Raw genomic sequence first — 19,690 nt, 5'->3', positions numbered from 1 at the left:
GTGGGGTTGATTTAAATCAAACCACTTATTGGATTTACTAAGAAAATAAACTGTTTTATTAAAAAGGGAATACCACTATATTTTTGAAATCACTTAAATCTGTAGTCATTGCTGTATTGGCAACTTTGTCTTTATCGGCTTTTGCTGGCGCTAATGACCCACTCTTTATCAACCTTTCAACCGATGAAATGCATCGCTCAACCATGGCGATTAACTTTGGTAAGCATCACTCAGCCAACGGCCACCCATTGAGCATTTTCTTGAATGACAAATCCGTTATCTTGGGTGTTAAAGCTGGGTCAGAGAAGTATGCCGCTCAACAAAAAGAGCTGTCAGATATTGCTGCTAAAGGTGGCTTAGTCATTATGTGCCCAATGTGCTTAAAGCAAGCCGGCTACTCTGAAGCAGATTTAATTTCCGGAGTTCAACTTGGTAGCCCAAAAGTTACTGGTGATGCCTTGTTCAAAGACGGCACAAAGACAATGAGCTGGTAATTGGATGTATTTAATTGTTAAAGATGTACTTTATTAAGTACCGCAAGCTCGTTCACTGGATAGCCGCTTTAGCTATCTTGCTGGGTGCGCTTGCGCCTGCTGTTTCACAAGCCTTGTCTTTAGCCAACAATGGTCAAGGATTTGTGGTTGAGATTTGCTCTAGCAATGGTAGCAAGATGACCCAGGTCATCGGTGATGATGAGACCTCTTCATCACCCGCCATGGGTAGCCACTGCCCATACTGTGTGGTGCAGCCAATCTATTTGTTACCAAGTATTTGTGCATTTGAGTTCGCCGCTCCACAGAGCTATGTAGCTCGATCATTAAGTTCCTATCAAGCCCCTCAGATTCTGTCTGCATGGGTCAGGCTTCCCTCTAGAGCGCCTCCTACCCAGTCTTAAATCACTTTGTTGGCATGGCTTTGTCATGTCGTTTGGCAAGAATTTTTGCCTTTGATTTAAGAATGCATTTGGAGGTTTTGATGTACGCCATTATTGAGCGCCCTGAAAATGGGGCTACAGCAAAACAGATTATTTCTAAAGTATCGCAAGAGATCTTGCTGCCGAGCAATCTGCTCGAAGGGCATTATTGCGATAATCACTTCCCATCGCGTAAGCCGATTGATCGCTATTCCTGTGTAGAGCTTATTCGATATATTTGGATCAATCACTCCTCTAGAAGGGCATTTCTGGTTAAGTTGCCTAAGGACTTATCTTCAGATGATGCTTTGATTCAGGGGTTTGATGATCACTACTTGGGCCATGTTCCTAAAAAGATCGGCAGGAGTTACTTAAAAGATCTCGCGATTTTGTATAAAAAGATTAATGACATCGAAAAGTACAAGCGTCAGCTGGGTACCGGTATTTTTGCCTTAATGGGCACTGCTGGTATGAGTGTTTTTTCTAAGAGAGAACTCAGTAGCCTCTTGTCTGAACAGGCCAAATCCTTGCGACCTGTCTATGCCATGATTGATGAGAGGCTCGACACCTTGAGATCTGAGCTGGCTGGAAAAAGAGATATCTTCGTGCGTGGCAGTGCCAATAGCTATTACGATAGACTTGCAGCATGAGTAAGTGGCTAAGGAAACTGCCTGGGTATCAAACCTATGAACCAGGTTTGGAGCGCAAGGTATTGCATCAGCTGCCCCAATTTACCGTAATGGGTAGCCTGGCAATAGCGCTGCCTAGTTTGCTGGCGAGATTGCTGATGTCGCCCAAAGCAGAGAGGATCATTGACATACTGGTGATCAGTACAGAAATATTCTTTTTGGGTATGGTTTTGACCTTGGCTATAGCCGCCTTGATTGTGATGCTTTCAAAAGGGCCAGCTTATGTAGCAGATGCATATCCATTAATAGATTCTGACAGGCCTAAAAAATAGTATGTCCTTGGGCGATGAGTTGCGATAAAGTTAACGGATAAGAATTAAATTTGAAAGAGAGCTCGAGGAATATCTCGGGATTTAAGAATAACTAGGAGGGTGTACAAATGAAACGCAATAAATTATTAAATGCTTTATTGGTTGCTGCTGTGGGTTTTGGTTTAGCTGCTACTGCACAAGCTCAAAACGCTAAAGTGGGTAGCGTGCAAATTGAAAACGCTTATACGCGCGCGACTGTTCCTGGTCAAATGGCAGCCGGCGGTTTTATGAAGATTGAGAACAAAGGTGCTGCCGACCAACTCATTTCTGCAAGCTCACCAGTATCTGGTGAAGTGCAGTTGCATGAAATGGCGATGGAAGGCAATGTTATGAAAATGCGCCAAGTGAAAGATATCCCTGTACCAGCAGGTGGTGCGGTGGAATTGAAGCCAGGCGGTATGCATTTGATGTTCATGAACATCAAGGCGCCATTGGCTGCCGGCGAGACCGTTCCAGTTAAGCTCAAGTTTGCCAAGGCAGGCGAAGTAGAGGTAAAGATGCCGGTTAATGCGATGGGTAATCCTGGTGCCGGTCACGGTGGAGCGATGAAACACTAAGCTTCTATTGTTCTGAGGTATTAAAAAAGCCCCTAGTTTTACTTAGGGGCTTTTTATTTTGATGCTTTGGATTTATTGCTAATACTTAATCCAAATTCAGATCAGTTACCGCACCCTTACTTGCAGTGCTTGCAAGGTGAGCGTACTTGGCAAGTAATCCACGGGTATAACGTGGCTTAGGTTGTACCCAAGCAGCGCGACGCTTCGCAATCTCTTCATCACTTACATTGAGTTGAATGAGTAACTTATGGGCATCGATCGTCACCGAGTCACCTTCGTGAATAAGGGCAATTACACCGCCTACAAATGCCTCAGGAGCAACGTGACCCACAACCATTCCCCAAGTGCCGCCAGAGAAGCGTCCGTCAGTGATCAGACCTACTGTCTCGCCTAAACCTTGACCAACTAGGGCAGAGGTAGGGGCAAGCATCTCACGCATACCAGGACCGCCTTTAGGGCCTTCATAACGAATCACCATGACATCGCCGTCCTTGATCTTTTGCGCCATGATGGCCGCCATTGCATCATCTTCAGAATCAAATACACGTGCAGGGCCGGTAATAGATGGGTTCTTTAGACCAGTAATCTTGGCAACGCAACCCTCGGGAGAGATGTTGCCTTTCAGAATAGCTAAGTGACCTTGCTTGTACAAAGGATTATCTAAAGTTCGAATCACTTTTTGATCAGCGCGCGGTACGGATGGAATATCTTTCAATGTTTCAGCAATAGTCTTGCCAGTGATGGTCATGCAGTCACCATGCAAGAGTCCGCCATCCAGCAAAATCTTCATGACTTGCGGAATGCCACCAGCTTGGTGAAGATCAGTTGCCAAGTATTGGCCAGAAGGCTTCATGTCCACGATGACAGGCACACGTTTACGAATGCGTTCAAAGTCATCAATAGTCCAGTCGATTTCAGCAGCGCTAGTGATTGCTAGGTAATGGAGAACAGCGTTGGTAGATCCACCAACAGCCATGATCACGCTGACTGCGTTTTCAATCGATTTCTTGGTGATGATGTCGCGTGGACGTAAATTATTCTTAATTGCCTCAACTAGCACTAAGGCTGAGTCATGCGCGCTGGCAACCTTCTCAGCATCTACGTTGGACATAGTGGAAGAGTAGGGCAGGCTCATGCCTAAAGCTTCAAAGGAGGAGCTCATTGTGTTGGCGGTGTACATGCCACCGCAAGAGCCGCTACCTGGGCAAGCATGCTGCTCTACGCCTTTAAGGTCGCCTTCACTCATGCGACCTGAGGTGAATTCACCAACAGCTTCAAATGCAGAAACAATATTGAGATCCTTGCCTTTAAAGTGGCCGGGCTTAATCGTTCCGCCATAAACATAGATGCTTGGTACATTGGTGCGGGCCATTGCCATCATCCCGCCTGGCATGTTCTTGTCGCAACCGCCAATGACTAGAACGCCGTCTTGCCATAAGCCGTTGACGCAAGTCTCAATACTATCCGCAATCACTTCACGTGAGACGAGGGAGTACTTCATGCCCTCAGTGCCCATGCCGATACCATCGGAGACGGTAGGGGTGCCAAACATTTGTGCTTTTGCACCGGCCTCTTCAAGCGCCGATACTGCCGCGTCTGCCAGTTTTTGCAAACCGCTATTGCAGGGGGTAATGGTGGAATGACCATTTGCTACACCAACCATCGGCTTGACAAAATCCCTCTCTTCATAGCCCATCGCGTAATACATTGAGCGATTGGGTGCGCGAGCAACCCCTTCGGTGACATTGCGCGAGCGTTCATTGAGGCGTTTCATGCTGATATGGACTCCAGAAAAGAATTTGTCGAAAAGCTCTATTGTGCCGTGAGACTAGGCGGAACGCAGGGGTTTATGTAGCTTTTCCTGTGTTCTTGTCATACGCCGCAACAAGCAGATTTCTCTATTGTATTTGGTGATTTGAGCTCATCATTAGCTTGAGGGCTAATATCCTTCGCAAAAAAGCTGCGGTACATTGCCTTGTCTACTACTTTTCCCTTTAAATTCAATGACTAAAGTTGGCCATATTTACCTAATCGACGACGATGAGTTGTTGCGTACCTCCTTAAGTAGAATGCTCAAGGACGTGGGTTATGTCGTGGAGGATTTCTCCTCTGCGGTGACATTTTTAGAGCATTCAGTGCCAGTAGCGCCAGCCGTCATCTTGCTGGATATGCAAATGCCCGATATGACTGGCCTAGATTTGCAGGAAAAATTGGTCGAACTGGGTCGTAAAACCCCGATTGTATTTGTAAGCGGTAAAAGCCACCCCCATCAAATCGTGAAAAGCCTGAAGCGAGGAGCGGTTGATTTTCTCTTTAAACCCTTCAATTTGGAGGATTTACTGAAGGCTGTTGCTGATGCCCTTGAATTTGATAGACGCCAGCTCAAACGCGTTTCCAAAGAGGTCGAAACCAAGAAAGATCATGCGACCCTCACTCCTAGAGAAAAAGAAGTCTGCTTTTGGTTGGTCAAGGGATTGCTGAATAAGGATATTGCCGTCAAACTAGGGACGACAGATGCCACGATTAAAGTCCACAAGGCTAGAGTAATGAACAAGATGCATGTGGAGTCAGTTCAAACATTAGTAGCGAAGTATCTTGAATCCGATTTAGAAAACATCCAGAATAGCTAGCTCTAGGGCTAGTTCCCCCTGGCTTTATATAGCCACTGTTAATGGGCATTATTTCGATAGATAAATCACTTTAAATACTTTTGTGAACATCAAACCCAAACTTCCTGAGATCCGTAAAGAGGCATTTTCTAAGGCTAGGGAAGCGCACGGTCTGAGCACAAAAGATCTCGGTAGGATGGCCTGTCTTTCACACCATCAAATATCTCAAATTGAAAATGGCGAATCCAGCTATTTCTACGGAGCTCAGAATAAATTTACTGCCGCTAGAAAAGTGGCAAATCTTCTCAAATTAAGTGACGAGGAAGTATTCGACTATGGCCTTCAAACCCCAGTAAAAAATATTGAACCGCCAAAAGTTGAAGAGTCTAATAAAGCTCCAGAAAAAAAAGCGCAGTCAAAAAAAGAAGCTGTAGAACTCAAAGAAGTAGCGGAGGAAACTCAAACTCCAGCATTGGTGATTGAGGAAGAAAAAAAAGATTCAGTCAAAAAAGTAGAGTCTACAAAAGTTACCTCAAAAGAAATTCCCTTATCTGCGACTTCAGCAAGATCAAAGCCTGCCTCATCAAAGAAGTTGCTTCTTTGGATTAGCGTATTGGCTGCATTGGTTTTCGCGATAATTAATTTACGCCCACTCTTCTTTGCTGATCAGCCAGAAGAAATCGTTGTTGTAAAAGAAGAAATTATTGAGCCGGCACCCCCAGTAGTGCCTGCGCCCGTCACTTCAGCAGTTGTTGCGCCTGTAGTTGCAGTTCCCGCAGTCAGCACTGAGGCTTCAACAGCCTGCCCTGCTGAGGAAGGCATTATTAGTTATAAGCCAGATGCGCCTCGTAAAGCGGCGGATATGGTGTATGTGCAGGTGAAATCAAAGCAGGTTGTTTGCGTGAGTGATGCTTCTGGAAAGATGCAGAACAAGATGGTTGAGCCTGGTGTAGGCGCATCCTTTTATGGCAAGCCGCCATTTAAAGTGCTGACTGGTGGGCTTGCTCAAGCAGACGTATTTTTTCAGGGCGCAAAAGTTCGCCTGCCAAATTTGAATTACAAAACTTTGGTATTGGAGGTTGCTGAAGTGGTGGTTCCATCCGCAGACCGGACAGATTCTCAGCAGCGCTAACCCTTGAGGGGATTAGCGCATTGAATGCTGATGCTTAAACTGCTGAGTCGTTCGTTTCGCCAGTGCGAATACGAATAGCCTGTTCGATCGGGCTAACAAAAATCTTACCGTCACCAATCTTGCCAGTGCGTGCAGCTTTAGTAATTGCTTCGATTGCTGAATCTACGCGGTCATCAGCAACAACTACTTCAACTTTTACTTTAGGCAAAAAATCGACTACATACTCGGCACCACGATAGAGTTCAGTATGTCCTTTTTGGCGACCAAAGCCTTTAACTTCAGTAACAGTCAGTCCGGTAACGCCTACTTCAGCTAAGGCTTCACGAACTTCGTCAAGTTTGAACGGTTTAATAATGGATGTGATTAGCTTCATATATTCCCCTTAATACGGTAATCATACCTAGAACTGAAAACGAATGCCCCAGTTACGCCCTAAATTGGGATGTAATGGGGTAGCGCCAGTCACGCCCGAAAGCTCGGGTAGTCACACGAACGCCTGGAGGTGCTTGGCGACGCTTGTACTCGTTGAGCTTAATTAGGCGAGTTACTTTTTCTACGCTATCGGGATCAAAGCCAGCGGCAATAATTTGGGCAATAGATTGGTTTTGCTCCATATAGCGCTCTACGATCCCATCCAATACTTCGTAGGATGGCAAGCTATCTTGATCGGTCTGATCAGGGCGTAATTCTGCGGAAGGCGCGCGCGTCAAAATCCGCTCCGGAATAATTGGGGTAATGCTATTGCGATAGGCGCACAAGCGATAGACCAAGGTCTTGGCGATATCTTTAATGACGGCAAAGCCCCCGGCCATATCTCCGTAGAGAGTGCAATAGCCGACAGCCATTTCACTCTTATTGCCGGTTGTTAAAACTAGTCGGCCAGTTTTATTGGAGAGTGCCATGAGGAGGGTGCCGCGCACTCGTGCCTGAATATTCTCTTCAGTAGCGTCGAGCTTCAAGCCTTTGAATTGTTCAGCCAAGGCCTGCTCTAGAGCATCAACTGGTTCGCTAATGGGGATCTCATCGTATTGAACGCCCAGATTCTGAGCCATTTCTCCGGCATCAATCCAGGATATGTCAGCGGTGTAACGCGAAGCCATCATGACGGTGCGTACTTTGTCTGCGCCTAAGGCATCCACCGCAATCGCTAGCACCAATGCGGAATCCACGCCACCCGAGAGGCCAATGATGACGCCTGGAAAACGATTCTTCTGAACATAGTCACGCACGCCCAAAACAAGTGCTTGGTAAGCCTGAGCTTCTACGCTAGATGACTTAACCAGAATTCCTGGTTCTAAGTCAGCTGATGCATTGACAGTCACAAAGCCGAGGGCAGTTTCAAACTGCGGCATAGTCATCACTACCTTGCCTGCACTGTTTAAGGCAAATGACCCGCCATCAAAAACAAGTTCATCTTGTCCGCCTACTGTGTTGACATAGACCAAAGGCATCTTACTTACAGCAATGTGTTTGCGTAGTACCTCAATACGTAAAGATTCTTTTTGGAGGTGATAGGGGGAGGCATTGAGAACCAATAGAACTTGGGCGCCAGCTGCATGGGCTTGTTTAGCGGGGCCTGCATGCCAAGCATCTTCACAAAGAATGAGTCCGTACTGAATGCCGGCATTTTCAAAAACACAGGCTTCATTGCCTGGCGTGAAATAACGTACCTCATCAAACACTTCATGATTGGGCAATTCTTGTTTGGCATAGCCAGCAATCACTTTGCCATCACAAATAACGGAGGCATAGTTTTGTAAACCAGCGGTAGTCTTTTTTGGGTGACCAATAATCACGGTCAGCCCCGGAAATTTCTGTAGCTCTAGCATTAAACAACTGAGCTCACGATCGGCGGCCTCAATAAAAGCAGGGCGCAATAGCAAATCTTCTGGAGGGTAGCCAGTGAGCGATAGCTCTGGCGTGAGAACTACTGTGGCGCCTTGTGCGTAAGCCTCTGCGGCGGCTTGCGAGATGAGCTGCGCATTGCCAGGCAAATCACCCAAAAGAGGGTTGATTTGCGCTAAGGCGATTTTTTGCGAGCTCACTCCCAATTGCTACTAAATTACTTCTGTGACTTAGCGTAACCTTCGATGCCGTCCAAGATTTCTTTATGGGCAGCAGCAACACCAGTCCAGCCTTTAACTTTTACCCACTTACCTTTTTCGAGATCTTTGTAGTGCTCGAAGAAGTGTTGAATTTGGGCGAGGAGTAATTCGTTTACATCTTCAGGCTTTTGCAAATGCTTGTAGATTGGCAAAATCTTGTCTTCTGGAACAGCCAACAACTTCGCATCTTGTCCGCCTTCATCTTCCATCTCTAGCATGCCGATAGCGCGGCAGCTCACTACTGAGCCTGGAACCAATGCAAATGGAGTGATAACGAGAACGTCCACAGGATCGCCGTCACCAGCAACTGTTTTAGGGATGTAACCGTAGTTGCATGGGTAGTGCATTGCTGTGCCCATGAAGCGATCTACGAAGAGGCAACCAGTTTCTTTGTCCACTTCATACTTCACTGGATCCGCATTCATTGGGATCTCAATAATGACGTTGAATGATTCTGGGATTTTCTTACCTGGGCTGACCTTGTCGTAACTCATAAATACTCCGGTTAGTGATTAATGTGCGTTCGATCTTAGCAAAGAGGCGGAGCCATGCTGCTGAAGATTGAATCTATTTCCTGCTATTAAAGCCATGAATGCTTTATGGCCTCTAGTTTAAGGCTTTCTGCAGCAATGCCTATAGATAGGTGCCCTAGGTTGCTTGACTAATAGTAGGCCAATGGCCTACAATAGAACTAATGGATTTTGAATGGGATATGGCTAAAAGTGATTTATGCCAGATCTCTCGAAATTTTGATTTCACATATGTGATATCAATTTTTATAGATCCGAATTTGCTCATAGAAAGAGATCAGCGCTGGGATTATGGGGAGGAGCGATTTCGGGCATTGGGCTTGTTAGACGAAAAAGTATTTGTAGTGATTTATACAAAGAGGCCTGCAGCCATTAGGATTATTTCAGCTAGACGGGCAAATCGTAGGGAGGTGAGGCGTTATGAAGAAAACCGTTCGAGTTAGCGTGGATCTCAATGATCCTAGTAGCTTCCCTAAAGGATTCGTCGATAAAAAATTACTGGATGCGACATCAGAGCGTTTGATTAAGTTGCATCAACGGCAAGATGATGCAGAGGCAATGTTGGATGCTGCTAAGTATGCAAAAGGCGTACGAGAAAGAATTGGTTTATCTCAGCAGGAGTTTTCCAAACGGATCGAAGTATCTTTAGAAACCATTCGAAACTGGGAGCAAGGAAAGCGTAGACCTACTGGTGCGGCTAAAGCTTTATTGAAGATTTTGGATAGGGCGCCTGAGATTGCATTATTAGCCCTCAGTGTTTGATAGCTAGCTTAGAAATAAAAATGCCTAGCATTGCTAGGCATTTTTATTTGATTTCCCTTACTTAGCTTGAATTAATCCAAGGTCTCTAAGTAACGCTGAGCATCTAATGCGGCCATACAGCCTGTGCCGGCACTGGTGATGGCTTGACGATAAATATGATCCTGCACATCGCCTGCTGCAAATACGCCGGGAATATTAGTAGCAGTGGCATTACCTTCCAAGCCAGAGTGAGTCTTTAGGTAGCCGTTATTCATATCGAGCTGACCAACAAACAACTCGGTATTAGGCTTGTGACCAATTGCAATGAAGGCGCCAGTGACAGCAATATCTTCTGTGCTGCCATCCGCTTTCTTAATGCGAACACCAGTAACGCCTTTTTCATCGCCAAGTACTTCATCCAGAGTTGAATTCAGTTTGAGTTCAACCTTGCCTTCAGCAACTTTTGCCATGAGGCGGTCATTCAGAATTGGCTCTGCGCGGAATTTATCGCGACGATGAATCACGGTCACTTTTTTAGCAATGCCAGTAAGGTAGAGCGCTTCTTCAACAGCAGTGTTACCGCCACCGACTACGCAAACATCTTGATTGCGATAGAAGAAGCCGTCACAGGTTGCACAACCAGATACGCCGCGACCCATAAATGCTTCTTCACTAGGAAGGCCAATGTATTGAGCAGACGCGCCTGTAGAAATAATGAGGGCATCACAGGTATAAGTGCCGGAATCGCCAACCAAGCGAATCGGTTTTTCAGTTAGAGCAGCAGTATGAATGTGATCAAAGATGATGTTGGTATTAAAGCGTTCCGCATGCTTTAAAAAGCGATCCATCAGCTCTGGCCCTTGGACGCCATCTGGGTCTGCTGGCCAGTTTTCTACATCAGTAGTGGTCATTAATTGACCGCCTTGAGCGATGCCGGTAATGAGGGTTGGGCTCAAATTAGCGCGGGCCGCGTACACAGCTGCTGTGTAGCCGGCAGGGCCTGAACCCAGAATAAGGACTTTGGAGTGTTTTGGGGTATTTGTAGTCATCTCCAAATTATAGGATTGCTTGATTACAATCGGTAGAACATGGCAAGAACCGCATACCCGAAGTCCAAAACCCCTTTAAGCCCCCAGCCCCCTGAGAATCAAGGGCAGGGTAGGATGCCCCGCCTCCTTTTAGAGGTCCGATGGTTTATCTCCTGCGGCCTATGTTTGGGCTTATTTGCCATTTTGCTGACCTATTCCAAGGCTGATCCAGCCTGGTCGCATGCCAGTTTTGAGGTTCCCAAGAACCTGGGCGGCCGTTTTGGAGCCTATTTAGCGGATTTATTGCTCTATATCTTCGGTATTTCAGCGTTTTGGTGGGTGGTGCTCTTTGGTCGCCGCGTTCTGAGTGGTTGGCGTGAGCTTTGGAGTATTCCTTTGCCGCCAGATCCAGATGCTAAACCTGACTCCTTATTAATGCGTTGGCTGGGCTTTGGGCTGACTTTGCTTAGCAGTATGGGTCTTGAGTCCATTCGGATGCATTCGCTTGCCTGGGAGCTTCCAAGACCTCCTGGAGGCATTTTGGGCGAACTTATTGGCGATCCCTTACAGATGACCTTGGGTTTTACTGGCTCTACCCTGGTTTTGCTGTTTACCTTGTGTGCCGGACTATCTTTATTCCTCCATTTTTCTTGGCTAGATGTTGCTGAAAAAGTAGGGCGCTCGCTTGAGCTCACCTACAACCGCTTGCGTGAACGCCGCGATAGTGAAGAAGATCGCAAGTTAGGCGAAGCTGCTGCTGAAGAACGCGAAGAGTTTGTTGAAGAGTTTCGTGGGCGCGTCGAAATTGCTAAGCCGGTGCAAATTGTTCGTGCCCCAGTAGAAGTTGTGAAAAGTGCTCGTGTTGAGCGAGAGAAACAACAGCCACTATTTGTAGATATTCCGGATTCAGAGTTGCCTCCGTTGGCATTGCTTGATCCTGTACCTGAGGCGAAAGAAACGATTTCAGCTGATGTATTGGAATTTACTTCCCGTTTGATTGAACGCAAGTTAGCCGAGTTCAATGTGGAAGTGAAAGTCATTGCCGCCTATCCAGGCCCAGTAGTCACCCGTTATGAAATCGATCCCGCTGTTGGCGTGAAGGGCAGTCAGATCGTGAACCTCTCACGTGACTTAGCGCGTTCGCTGGGCGTAGTGAGCATGCGTGTAGTGGAAACCATTCCCGGTAAAACTTGCATGGCTTTGGAGTTACCAAACCCAACGCGTCAATCGGTTTACCTCTCAGAGATTTTGAGTTCACAGGTTTACAACGACAGTCACTCCAACTTAACTCTCTCTTTGGGTAAAGATATTTCAGGTAGCCCGATCGTTGCTGACTTAGCGAAGATGCCGCACTGCTTAGTTGCGGGTACGACTGGTGCTGGTAAGTCTGTTGGTATCAATGCGATGATTTTGTCCATCCTCTTCAAGGCCAAGCCTGATGAAGTGCGTCTGATCATGATTGATCCGAAGATGCTCGAGATGGCCATGTACGACAAGATTTCGCATCTCTTGTGTCCAGTTGTAACCGATATGAAGCAGGCGTATAACGCGCTCAATTGGGCTGTAAACGAGATGGAGCGTCGCTACAAACTGATGAGTAAGTTTGGTGTGCGTAACCTAGCTGGCTTTAATAAAAAGATTTTAGAAGCGGAAGAAAAAGGTGAGAAACTCACCAATCCATTTAGCTTGACTCCAGATGATCCAGAGCCAATCTACAAAGCACCCGTCATCGTTATCGTGATCGATGAGTTGGCTGACTTGATGATGGTTTCTGGTAAGAAGATTGAGGAGTTAATCGCACGTATTGCACAAAAAGCGCGTGCTGCCGGTATTCATTTGGTATTGGCAACTCAACGTCCAAGCGTGGATGTGATTACCGGCTTGATTAAAGCCAACGTGCCAACCCGTATTTCATTCCAAGTAAGTTCAAAAATTGATAGCCGCACCATCCTAGATCAACAGGGTGCTGAAGCGCTTCTCGGTATGGGTGACATGCTTTACATGGCACCAGGTACTGGTTTGCCGGTTCGTGTTCATGGTGCCTTTGTTTCTGATGATGAAGTCCACCGTGTAGTGGAATGGCTCAAAGAGAAGGGCGAAGCCAATTACATTGACGGTGTTCTGGAAGGTGCCGATGAATCTAATATTGATGCACTGACTGGTGAAGGTGGCGGTGAAGCTGATCCTTTGTATGACCAAGCAGTAGCCATCGTTCTCGAAAACAAGCGCCCATCTATTTCCTTGGTGCAGCGTCATTTACGCATTGGCTATAACCGTGCAGCTCGCCTGCTTGAGGATATGGAAAAAGCTGGCTTAGTTTCCAAGATGGGTAATGGCGGCAATCGCGAAATCCTTCATCGTCCTTCTGAATAAGGCGATCCCCTTGCGTAGATTTTTTTCAGCAGCAGCTTTAGGGCTCACAGTTCTTTTATCTCCAAGCATAGTATTTGCGGATGGTGAGAGTGGTGCGGAGCAGTTACGTCAGTTTGTGCGTAACTCCAAAACAGCTGAGGGTGACTTTGTGCAGCAGCAGTTGCGCGCACCCAAAGCAAATGAACCACAAGACAAAGGTTTAAAAGTGGTTCGTCAAACACAAGGGCGTTTTGTGTTTCAGCGCCCAGGCCGATTTATCTGGGATACCCAAAAGCCATATGAGCAAAAACTGATTGCCGATGGCAAGCAACTTATTTTGTGGGATAAGGATTTAAATCAAGCAACTTTCAGACCTGCTGGTCAGGCTTTGGCTGCTACCCCTGCTGCAATCCTATTTGGTGAGACCTCTCTAGATCAGCATTTTGATTTAGTTGAAGGCGAGGATCGCCTGGGTATGAAATGGGTTGCTCTCGTACCCAAGAAGAATCCTAATGCCAAAAATGGCAACGACTTGCCGTACACCAAGATCTCCGTAGGAATGGTCAATGGCCTACCTAAAGCGCTAGAACTCATTGATGGCTTAGGTAGTGTGGTGTTGGTCACCTTGGATAAGATCCAGCTCAATGTGAACCTGCCTGCCAATCGCTTTACTTTTGTACCGCCCGCTGGAGCGGAAGTCTTACGCTTAAACTAGAGCTACATTAGCAATAAAAAATTCGCACCCACCATACCCTAACCAGTAGAGCATTACATGATTGATCCGCAATTACTCCGCAAAGATATCGCAGCTATTGCTGCCCGTTTAGCTACTCGTAAATTTCAATTGGATGTTGAGAAGTTCAACACCTTGGAGTCCGAACGTAAATCTTTGCAAACTCGTACTGAAGAGCTGCAGGCTAAACGTAATCAATTGGCTAAAGCTATTGGTATGAAAAAGGGTAAGGGCGAAGATGCTGCTGCTGAAATGGCAGAAGCAACCCAAATTAACGTCGATATGGAATCCGGTGCTGCGCGCCTAGCAATTTTGCAGGCAGAGATTGCAGATTTCTTAATGGGTATTCCAAACCTGCCAGATGAAGCGGTTCCAGTAGGTAAAGACGAGACTGAGAACAAGGAGGTAAAGCGCTGGGGTCAAGAGCCTATATTTGATTTTGAGATTAAAGATCACGTTGACCTTGGTGGACCACTGGGTCTGGACTTTGAGGTAGCAGCTAAGATTAGCGGCTCACGCTTTGTAGTTCTGAAGGGGCCTATCGCCCGATTGCACCGTGCTTTAGCGCAGTTCATGCTTGATACCCACACAACACAACATAACTACCAAGAGGTCTATGCGCCCTACATGGTAAACGCTGCTTCAATGCGCGGCACTGGTCAGTTGCCAAAGTTTGAAGAGGACTTATTTAAGGTTCCTCGTCAGATGGGCGGCGAAGATGGATCAGGCGAAGCAAAAATCGAAAACTTCTATTTGATTCCGACAGCAGAAGTACCAGTAACGAATTTAGTGCGTGATGAGATTGTCAATGCAGATAATCTGCCTATGAAATACGTTGCGCACACTCCATGCTTCCGTTCTGAGGCTGGAAGTTATGGGCGCGATGTGCGCGGCATGATTCGTCAGCATCAGTTTGACAAAGTGGAGTTGGTGCAAATCACGAAGCCAGAAGATTCAATGCAGGCCTTAGAGGATTTAACTGGTCATGCAGAAAAGATTTTGGAGTTATTGGAGTTGCCTTACAGAAAAGTATTGCTTTGCACTGGCGATATGGGTTTTGGAAGCGCCAAGACTTATGACTTAGAGGTCTGGGTGCCATCACAAAAAGCCTATCGAGAAATCAGCTCTTGCTCTAGCATGGGTGACTTCCAGGCAAGACGCATGCAGGCAAGATTTAAAGCGGGGCAAGGAAAGCCAGAATTAGTTCACACATTAAATGGCTCTGGTCTTGCAGTAGGAAGAGCATTGGTTGCATTGCTGGAAAATAAACAGCAAGTAGATGGCAGCATTGCTATTCCTAAAGCACTACAGCCTTACTTGGGCGGCTTAGAAGTGCTCAAACCAATTTAACTTAGAGCAAGTGAAAAGTGGGCTCAGTCAAATGAATAAGTGCTCAATAGTTTTAAGCTTCATTGGCGCAGCATTGATATCTCCAGGTATTTTCGCTGCTGAAAAATTCTATCGCTGCGAAGTATTAAGTGATGCATACATTAAAACTAATGGGGGGTTAGCGGTAGTTCAAGACAGCCCTAGAGTTGGTCTGGAATTTGTGGTGATTAAGAAAACTGGGGAAGTTGTTGGAGATGTGATGGATTCTTTGGGGAAGCCTAAGGTCATCGCATCTGGAAGCAAGGGCAATGCCTATAAAGTCATTTGGACCCAAAAAGCTGAAGGTAAGAATGGCTTTTTTGTGGAATATCTCAGCATCGAAGAGTTTGTAAAAGGCAGCAAGAAGCCTTTTGGATTCTTTTCTGGTGCGCTTCTGATGACAGGTGTTTGCGAGTAATAAAACCCCGGACTTTAAGTGGGGATGGTGTTTAAGTTATATCCTGTAGTTAACGGAGAGGTGGCAGAGTGGTCGAATGTACCTGACTCGAAATCAGGCGTACTGTCAAAGGTACCGAGGGTTCGAATCCCTCCCTCTCCGCCAGTATCGACATGAGAGCCTTTATACATAAGGCTTCATTCTTTAGAGTCTTGCCTACCCACCAGTCTACCCACCAGCAAAACATTGCTCAAAAATATTGAGTCGACGGGAGATCGAGCTAAAAGCCGCCTTCCAGCTCAAAATCAATTGTACTAATTTAGTTTTGACTTTAGATCGTTGATATAAAGTTGAATAGACTTTTGAATAATTTCCGCCCAATTGGCCTCAGTTGCAACCTGGTAGCCGTCGGCTGCCTTAACTGAGATCTGCTGGGATGTAGTGCCTTTTGGCGCCTTGATAGCTAAATCTGTGGAAATTTCGCCGCTCAAAGTGAGTTGCCAAAAGCCAGGATTCATCCATGCCCAGAATTTTTGAATATTTGCATCAACAATATAAGTGTCTTTAGTCACTTGGTCTTTCGAGCTAAGAACCGTGTAACCCTTTTCAGCAAAGGCTTGCTGAATTGACTGGTTGGTTAGGGATTGGACAGTTTCCCCTTCCTTGAGGAGCATGTCGCCTAAGGCCTTTCCAAAGCCATTACGCTTACGACCAATTGCCCTGAGTTTGATTTGCTCATTCTGATCCTCTGATGGATCTAGAGATGGGATATCTGGATTGGGAGGGCTTACCTGAAAGACTCTTTTGTCGGAGACTGAATTAATGTATACCTGCTTCCCATTGGATTGGGCATTTTGAGCTTTTGGTATTTGAATATCTAAACTGCTGCGGCTAGTGGCGCACCCTGTAACAGCAATGGTAATAAAAAGACTGGAAACTAGCTTTAGTGAGAAATTCATTGAATTCAACCTTAACATTAATAATTCTAAATATTATATGCTTTGGCAGATATCCATTAAATTTCTTTTGGGGCTCCATTTAATAAGATTTTTGGCTAAATTTACATCAGCAAGGCTGATTGCAATATCTCCGGGTCGTCTTGAAGCAATTGTCTTGGGCACCTCAGCGCCAGAAATTTCCTCAAAGGTCTTAATGACATCTAGCACGCTAAAGCCTTTGCCAGAGCCAAGATTGATTGTGGCGGATTTTCCATTTGAGTTTAAAAGTGATATTGCTGAGATATGCCCATCAATTAAATCGCTAATGTGAAGATAGTCTCTTATGCAGGTTCCATCTTTCGTCGGCCAATCCCCGCCAAAAATATTTAATTTATCAGTGCTGTGTGAGGTGACCTTTTCAATCGCATCAAATAACGAGTGTGAATTAATGCGGGCTATTGGAAGATAGCTTCCTGAGACGTTAAAAAACCTTAAGACGATACTTTTTATGCTGGGCTCTAATGAAATGAGTCGCTCGCATTCGAGCTTTGTTTCGCCATAAACATTAGAGGGCGCTGGTATCGATGTTTCGCTGATTGGTGAAATGGCCTGATCGCCATAAATAGCTGCCGAAGAGCTAAATACAAGCTTCTTGCAGCGATATTCATTCATGATTTGTAGCAAAGATCTCATCCCGCCAACATTGCAATCTTCATACTCCTGCCTATGTAACATGGAGTCTTGAATGTCTTTAAGTGCTGCTAAATGAATAACTAGATCAATTGGATATTTTGTAAAAACATGATCAAGAAATTGAGTATCTCTTACATCACCCTCCAAAAATATAGGCGACGATCCCGATGCTTCCTTAATTACCTCAAGGGTTTCTCGATTTGAGTTGGATAAATTATCTATGCCAATGACTGGATAATTTGATTTTAATAGCTCAGCCCAGAGGTGTGAGCCAATATATCCAGTGGCACCTGTTAATAAGATCATTACTGATTTCCCGCCTGGGATTTAGGGGCAACCATGTAAAGCAGGGGCTCTCTATTTCTTTTGGCTACAGGATTTTTCGTCCACCAGGGGAATGGGGTTTCAATTGCAGCAAGGTTGGTATCGAAGCCCGCATTCTTTATTAACTCTAAGTACTCATCTTTTGTCCTCTGAGAGGCGTTCGGATGTCTAAACAATAAATCAATAATGAATGATTGAATAAAGAGCTTGGTAGACTCAGCCATCACAAGGATTCCATCCGCCTTAAGAACGCGTGCATATTCTTTTAAGGCCGATTCTTGATCCAGTAGGTGATGTAGTGTTTGATGGCAAAAGATGATGTCTACGGAAGCTGTTTCGTATGGCAATCTGGAGCAATCGCCAGTCTCAACTTTCACGGGGGTTATAAACTTTCTGGCCTCTATTTGGGCGACCCGAATTACTTTTGGGTCGATATCAATGGCAAGAATTTCTCCTGGATTAAAGAAGCGAATGAGGTACTTAAATGAATGCCCGTAACCGCAACCCGCATCAAGGATGACGGGCTTACTTTTTGCTGGAATTGATTTGTATAGACCCCGCAGGGAGGAGATAGTCTCCCTGAGTACATATTTAGACCAGATATTAGATCTGATAAACCAGTCGCCGAATTTGCTATCTGGATAGAAGTCAGTCTGGAGATTCATTTAATTCCTGAATAAAGCTTGTTACTTGCACTTAAATTGCAGGGAGACATTTCCTGGTCTACCAAACCCTGAATTCGTAACATCGAGCTTAATAGTCTCAACAGTCTTCTGCTGTTTGGAGCAGAACTCGTTAGCCTCTTTGTAAACATCCGCTTTAACTCCATCTGGAGGGCCAAAACCAACTTGAGCGCTTCGTTGGGCAATCATAAAAGTGCCGCCATCCATTGGCACTACCCCAGTACTTGAGCAGGCCAATAGAAATAGAGGAATTGCAAATAGAAGATATTTCAATTGAGGCTCCAAAATCGATATATCGCTAGTTTACTAGGTGGCTTTCGATAGCTTTAATAAATATAATGAAATGTATGAATTCCAAATAAGGCCCGCATTTAGCGCGTAATAAATAATGAAAATAAGCTTACTTTTCTCAGCTATTGTCGCGATAGGTTTGGCTGCTTGCGTATCAACGTCTGGAGTAATTCCAATGGCGCAAGGAATGCAAGGGTCAATGAGTCTGGAAAGGCTATGATTCATCCAAAATACAACGAATGGGTCTCTAATCTAATGATGGATATAAGAGCTCAGTCGGCAAAGTTCTAATCTTCATGGCTTGAATATTTATTCCAAGACAATATTTCACATTAAATTAAAAGGGGCGATTATGTCTAATTTGAAAATTAAATCCGTTTTTTCACTGTTATTAGTTTTGTTTTTGGCTGCTTGTGCTGCTACAACAGGTGTTTTGCCAAAGGGCAATGGCGTTTATACCATCGAGGTTTACCGTGGAGATGCTGGCAAGGTTAAATTACGTGCATATCAGCACGCTGAGAAATACTGTGCTGAAGAACAGGGTGGAAAATCTATTCTAGTGGTTGGTGAAAAAATGTCTCAAGATCCAATGAATGAAGGCGGTATGTCAAGATTTGATTTGGACTTCAAATGTATCGTAGGGCCAGCTTCAAGAGAGCCAGCTAAGAAGTAATGGCTAGATCAAATTTATTTCGAAGGTCGCGGGTATTGCTGTAACCGCGAAAAGATATAAATTTGTTTCTTTATGGAAAAAGGAGGAAAAATCCTCCTTTTTTATTTCTTGAAGTACATCAACATTTTGATCTAATAAATTTTCTAGATTGCCAAGTTTGTAAAGGCTTTCTCTGGCTGTCCATACCTGAAAGAATCGAGATTCAAGCTCTTCTTGATTTGTAGAGTTTTTGATCCACGTTGATTCATTGATGTGAAACGCTTTGTTGGCTATCTCCTGATAATTTCTGTCTCTGTGAGGGCGCTCGATATCTAGTCCGATGAGTTGTTCAGAGATTGCGACGGCTACATATTCTTGGCTATGTGAAATTGCTATGTGCAGCTCAGGAGAGTCTTCCATCTTAGGGGTAACCCCCTCAATAATTTGCACGGTATTATCCGTCTTGGTATTGAAGTCATTGATATAAATGTGATGAATCAGCGCTCGCGAAGCAATGAACTGTTTCTTCGCTAATTCTGTTTTTCGCTCTTGAAGTTTCAGCCTGCTTGATGGGCTTAACTGATAACCACCACTCAAAGACTCGTATGTATTCGAATTCGTGCAGAGTAGGTAAATCTTGATCG

Annotated in this window: 24 protein-coding genes and 1 tRNA gene; 15 read left to right on the top strand and 10 right to left on the bottom strand. The window is 45.2% G+C overall.

Going from position 1 to position 19,690, the window contains the following annotated elements; genetic code table 11:
* Nucleotides 1-83 precede the first annotated feature (83 nt).
* The 5 genes from ACIQZ3_RS04270 to ACIQZ3_RS04250 all read left to right on the top strand — a co-directional run bounded on the left by ACIQZ3_RS04270 (nucleotide 84) and on the right by ACIQZ3_RS04250 (nucleotide 2,470).
* A complete protein-coding gene (locus ACIQZ3_RS04270) occupies nucleotides 84-494 on the top strand; it encodes a DsrE family protein (protein WP_397390664.1) in 411 nt (136 codons plus the stop codon).
* A gap of 23 nt (nucleotides 495-517) precedes the next feature.
* Nucleotides 518-895, top strand: a complete 378-nt coding sequence (locus ACIQZ3_RS04265) for a DUF2946 family protein (protein WP_397390662.1) — start codon at nucleotides 518-520, stop codon at nucleotides 893-895.
* Nucleotides 896-909: 14 nt separating this feature from the next.
* Nucleotides 910-1,563 (top strand): hypothetical protein, encoded by a 654-nt coding sequence (locus ACIQZ3_RS04260; RefSeq protein ID WP_397390660.1) that lies wholly within the window; start codon nucleotides 910-912, stop codon nucleotides 1,561-1,563.
* Nucleotides 1,560-1,874, top strand: a complete 315-nt coding sequence (locus ACIQZ3_RS04255; RefSeq protein ID WP_397390658.1) for a hypothetical protein — start codon at nucleotides 1,560-1,562, stop codon at nucleotides 1,872-1,874. Before ACIQZ3_RS04260 ends, ACIQZ3_RS04255 begins: the two co-directional genes overlap by 4 nt.
* A 107-nt stretch (nucleotides 1,875-1,981) precedes the next feature.
* A complete protein-coding gene (locus ACIQZ3_RS04250; RefSeq protein ID WP_397390656.1) occupies nucleotides 1,982-2,470 on the top strand; it encodes a copper chaperone PCu(A)C in 489 nt (162 codons plus the stop codon).
* A gap of 85 nt (nucleotides 2,471-2,555) precedes the next feature.
* On the opposite strand, the gene ilvD is transcribed toward ACIQZ3_RS04250, so the two are convergent.
* Nucleotides 2,556-4,244 carry a dihydroxy-acid dehydratase gene (ilvD, locus tag ACIQZ3_RS04245; protein ID WP_397390654.1) on the bottom strand — a complete coding sequence of 563 codons (1,689 nt, stop codon included), beginning with the start codon at nucleotides 4,242-4,244 and terminating at the stop codon, nucleotides 2,556-2,558.
* Between the two features lie 229 nt (nucleotides 4,245-4,473).
* On the opposite strand from ilvD, the gene ACIQZ3_RS04240 reads away from it, so the two are divergent.
* Nucleotides 4,474-5,100: a response regulator transcription factor gene (locus tag ACIQZ3_RS04240; RefSeq protein WP_397390652.1), complete on the top strand. Its 627-nt coding sequence runs from the start codon at nucleotides 4,474-4,476 to the stop codon at nucleotides 5,098-5,100.
* Nucleotides 5,101-5,182: 82 nt separating this feature from the next.
* Complete coding sequence (locus ACIQZ3_RS04235) at nucleotides 5,183-6,211, top strand: hypothetical protein (RefSeq protein ID WP_397390650.1); 1,029 nt, start codon at nucleotides 5,183-5,185, stop codon at nucleotides 6,209-6,211.
* 34 nt (nucleotides 6,212-6,245) lie between these two features.
* On the opposite strand, the gene glnK is transcribed toward ACIQZ3_RS04235, so the two are convergent.
* The 3 genes from glnK to ppa are packed head-to-tail and all read right to left on the bottom strand — an operon-like array spanning nucleotide 6,246 to nucleotide 8,810.
* On the bottom strand, nucleotides 6,246-6,584 hold the full coding sequence (gene glnK / locus ACIQZ3_RS04230) for a P-II family nitrogen regulator (RefSeq protein WP_015420723.1): 339 nt from the start codon (nucleotides 6,582-6,584) through the stop codon (nucleotides 6,246-6,248).
* Between the two features lie 52 nt (nucleotides 6,585-6,636).
* A complete protein-coding gene (locus ACIQZ3_RS04225; protein WP_397390648.1) occupies nucleotides 6,637-8,256 on the bottom strand; it encodes an NAD+ synthase in 1,620 nt (539 codons plus the stop codon).
* A 17-nt stretch (nucleotides 8,257-8,273) separates the two neighbouring features.
* A complete protein-coding gene (ppa, locus tag ACIQZ3_RS04220; RefSeq protein WP_397390646.1) occupies nucleotides 8,274-8,810 on the bottom strand; it encodes an inorganic diphosphatase in 537 nt (178 codons plus the stop codon).
* A gap of 200 nt (nucleotides 8,811-9,010) precedes the next feature.
* Between ppa and ACIQZ3_RS04215 the strand changes: the two genes are divergently transcribed.
* Together ACIQZ3_RS04215 and ACIQZ3_RS04210 are read left to right on the top strand one after the other, a co-directional pair.
* Entirely contained in the window at nucleotides 9,011-9,289 is a 279-nt protein-coding gene (locus tag ACIQZ3_RS04215) for a BrnT family toxin (protein WP_397390644.1), read from the top strand.
* Nucleotides 9,267-9,608, top strand: coding sequence for a helix-turn-helix domain-containing protein (locus ACIQZ3_RS04210; protein ID WP_397390642.1), 342 nt, complete (start codon nucleotides 9,267-9,269; stop codon nucleotides 9,606-9,608). Before ACIQZ3_RS04215 ends, ACIQZ3_RS04210 begins: the two co-directional genes overlap by 23 nt.
* 71 nt (nucleotides 9,609-9,679) lie before the next feature.
* Here the strand turns inward: ACIQZ3_RS04210 and trxB are convergent, their stop codons facing one another.
* On the bottom strand, nucleotides 9,680-10,636 hold the full coding sequence (gene trxB, locus ACIQZ3_RS04205; RefSeq protein WP_397390640.1) for a thioredoxin-disulfide reductase: 957 nt from the start codon (nucleotides 10,634-10,636) through the stop codon (nucleotides 9,680-9,682).
* 114 nt (nucleotides 10,637-10,750) lie between these two features.
* Here trxB and ACIQZ3_RS04200 point away from each other — a divergent pair, with 114 nt between their 5' ends.
* The 5 genes from ACIQZ3_RS04200 (at nucleotide 10,751) to ACIQZ3_RS04180 (ending at nucleotide 15,630) form a co-directional block, all read left to right on the top strand.
* Complete coding sequence (locus tag ACIQZ3_RS04200; RefSeq protein ID WP_397390638.1) at nucleotides 10,751-12,988, top strand: DNA translocase FtsK; 2,238 nt, start codon at nucleotides 10,751-10,753, stop codon at nucleotides 12,986-12,988.
* Entirely contained in the window at nucleotides 12,948-13,682 is a 735-nt protein-coding gene (locus tag ACIQZ3_RS04195) for an outer membrane lipoprotein carrier protein LolA (RefSeq protein WP_397390636.1), read from the top strand. Before ACIQZ3_RS04200 ends, ACIQZ3_RS04195 begins: the two co-directional genes overlap by 41 nt.
* Nucleotides 13,683-13,739: 57 nt before the next feature.
* Nucleotides 13,740-15,050, top strand: coding sequence for a serine--tRNA ligase (gene serS / locus ACIQZ3_RS04190; RefSeq protein ID WP_397390634.1), 1,311 nt, complete (start codon nucleotides 13,740-13,742; stop codon nucleotides 15,048-15,050).
* A 31-nt stretch (nucleotides 15,051-15,081) separates the two neighbouring features.
* Complete coding sequence (locus ACIQZ3_RS04185) at nucleotides 15,082-15,486, top strand: hypothetical protein (protein ID WP_397390632.1); 405 nt, start codon at nucleotides 15,082-15,084, stop codon at nucleotides 15,484-15,486.
* Between the two features lie 54 nt (nucleotides 15,487-15,540).
* A tRNA-Ser gene (locus ACIQZ3_RS04180) sits at nucleotides 15,541-15,630 on the top strand.
* Nucleotides 15,631-15,779: 149 nt separating this feature from the next.
* Here the strand turns inward: ACIQZ3_RS04180 and ACIQZ3_RS04175 are convergent.
* Genes ACIQZ3_RS04175 through ACIQZ3_RS04160 form a run of 4 tightly spaced genes read right to left on the bottom strand, consistent with a single transcriptional unit; the run spans nucleotide 15,780 to nucleotide 18,376 of the window.
* Nucleotides 15,780-16,424, bottom strand: a complete 645-nt coding sequence (locus tag ACIQZ3_RS04175; protein WP_397390630.1) for a flagellar biosynthesis protein — start codon at nucleotides 16,422-16,424, stop codon at nucleotides 15,780-15,782.
* 33 nt (nucleotides 16,425-16,457) lie between these two features.
* Nucleotides 16,458-17,402, bottom strand: a complete 945-nt coding sequence (gene galE / locus ACIQZ3_RS04170; protein ID WP_397390628.1) for a UDP-glucose 4-epimerase GalE — start codon at nucleotides 17,400-17,402, stop codon at nucleotides 16,458-16,460.
* On the bottom strand, nucleotides 17,402-18,085 hold the full coding sequence (locus ACIQZ3_RS04165) for a class I SAM-dependent methyltransferase (protein WP_397390626.1): 684 nt from the start codon (nucleotides 18,083-18,085) through the stop codon (nucleotides 17,402-17,404). The genes galE and ACIQZ3_RS04165 overlap by 1 nt, the downstream gene beginning before the upstream one ends.
* A 21-nt stretch (nucleotides 18,086-18,106) precedes the next feature.
* Entirely contained in the window at nucleotides 18,107-18,376 is a 270-nt protein-coding gene (locus ACIQZ3_RS04160; protein WP_397390624.1) for a hypothetical protein, read from the bottom strand.
* Between the two features lie 370 nt (nucleotides 18,377-18,746).
* Here ACIQZ3_RS04160 and ACIQZ3_RS04155 point away from each other — a divergent pair, with 370 nt between their 5' ends.
* Complete coding sequence (locus tag ACIQZ3_RS04155) at nucleotides 18,747-19,067, top strand: hypothetical protein (RefSeq protein ID WP_397390622.1); 321 nt, start codon at nucleotides 18,747-18,749, stop codon at nucleotides 19,065-19,067.
* Nucleotides 19,068-19,070: 3 nt separating this feature from the next.
* On the opposite strand, the gene ACIQZ3_RS04150 is transcribed toward ACIQZ3_RS04155, so the two are convergent.
* Nucleotides 19,071-19,643: a 4'-phosphopantetheinyl transferase family protein gene (locus tag ACIQZ3_RS04150; RefSeq protein WP_397390620.1), complete on the bottom strand. Its 573-nt coding sequence runs from the start codon at nucleotides 19,641-19,643 to the stop codon at nucleotides 19,071-19,073.
* Nucleotides 19,644-19,690 lie beyond the last annotated feature (47 nt).

This window comes from Polynucleobacter sp. (assembly GCF_044342855.1).
Lineage (GTDB): Bacteria > Pseudomonadota > Gammaproteobacteria > Burkholderiales > Burkholderiaceae > Polynucleobacter.
This window is presented reverse-complemented; position numbering and strand designations above follow the sequence as displayed.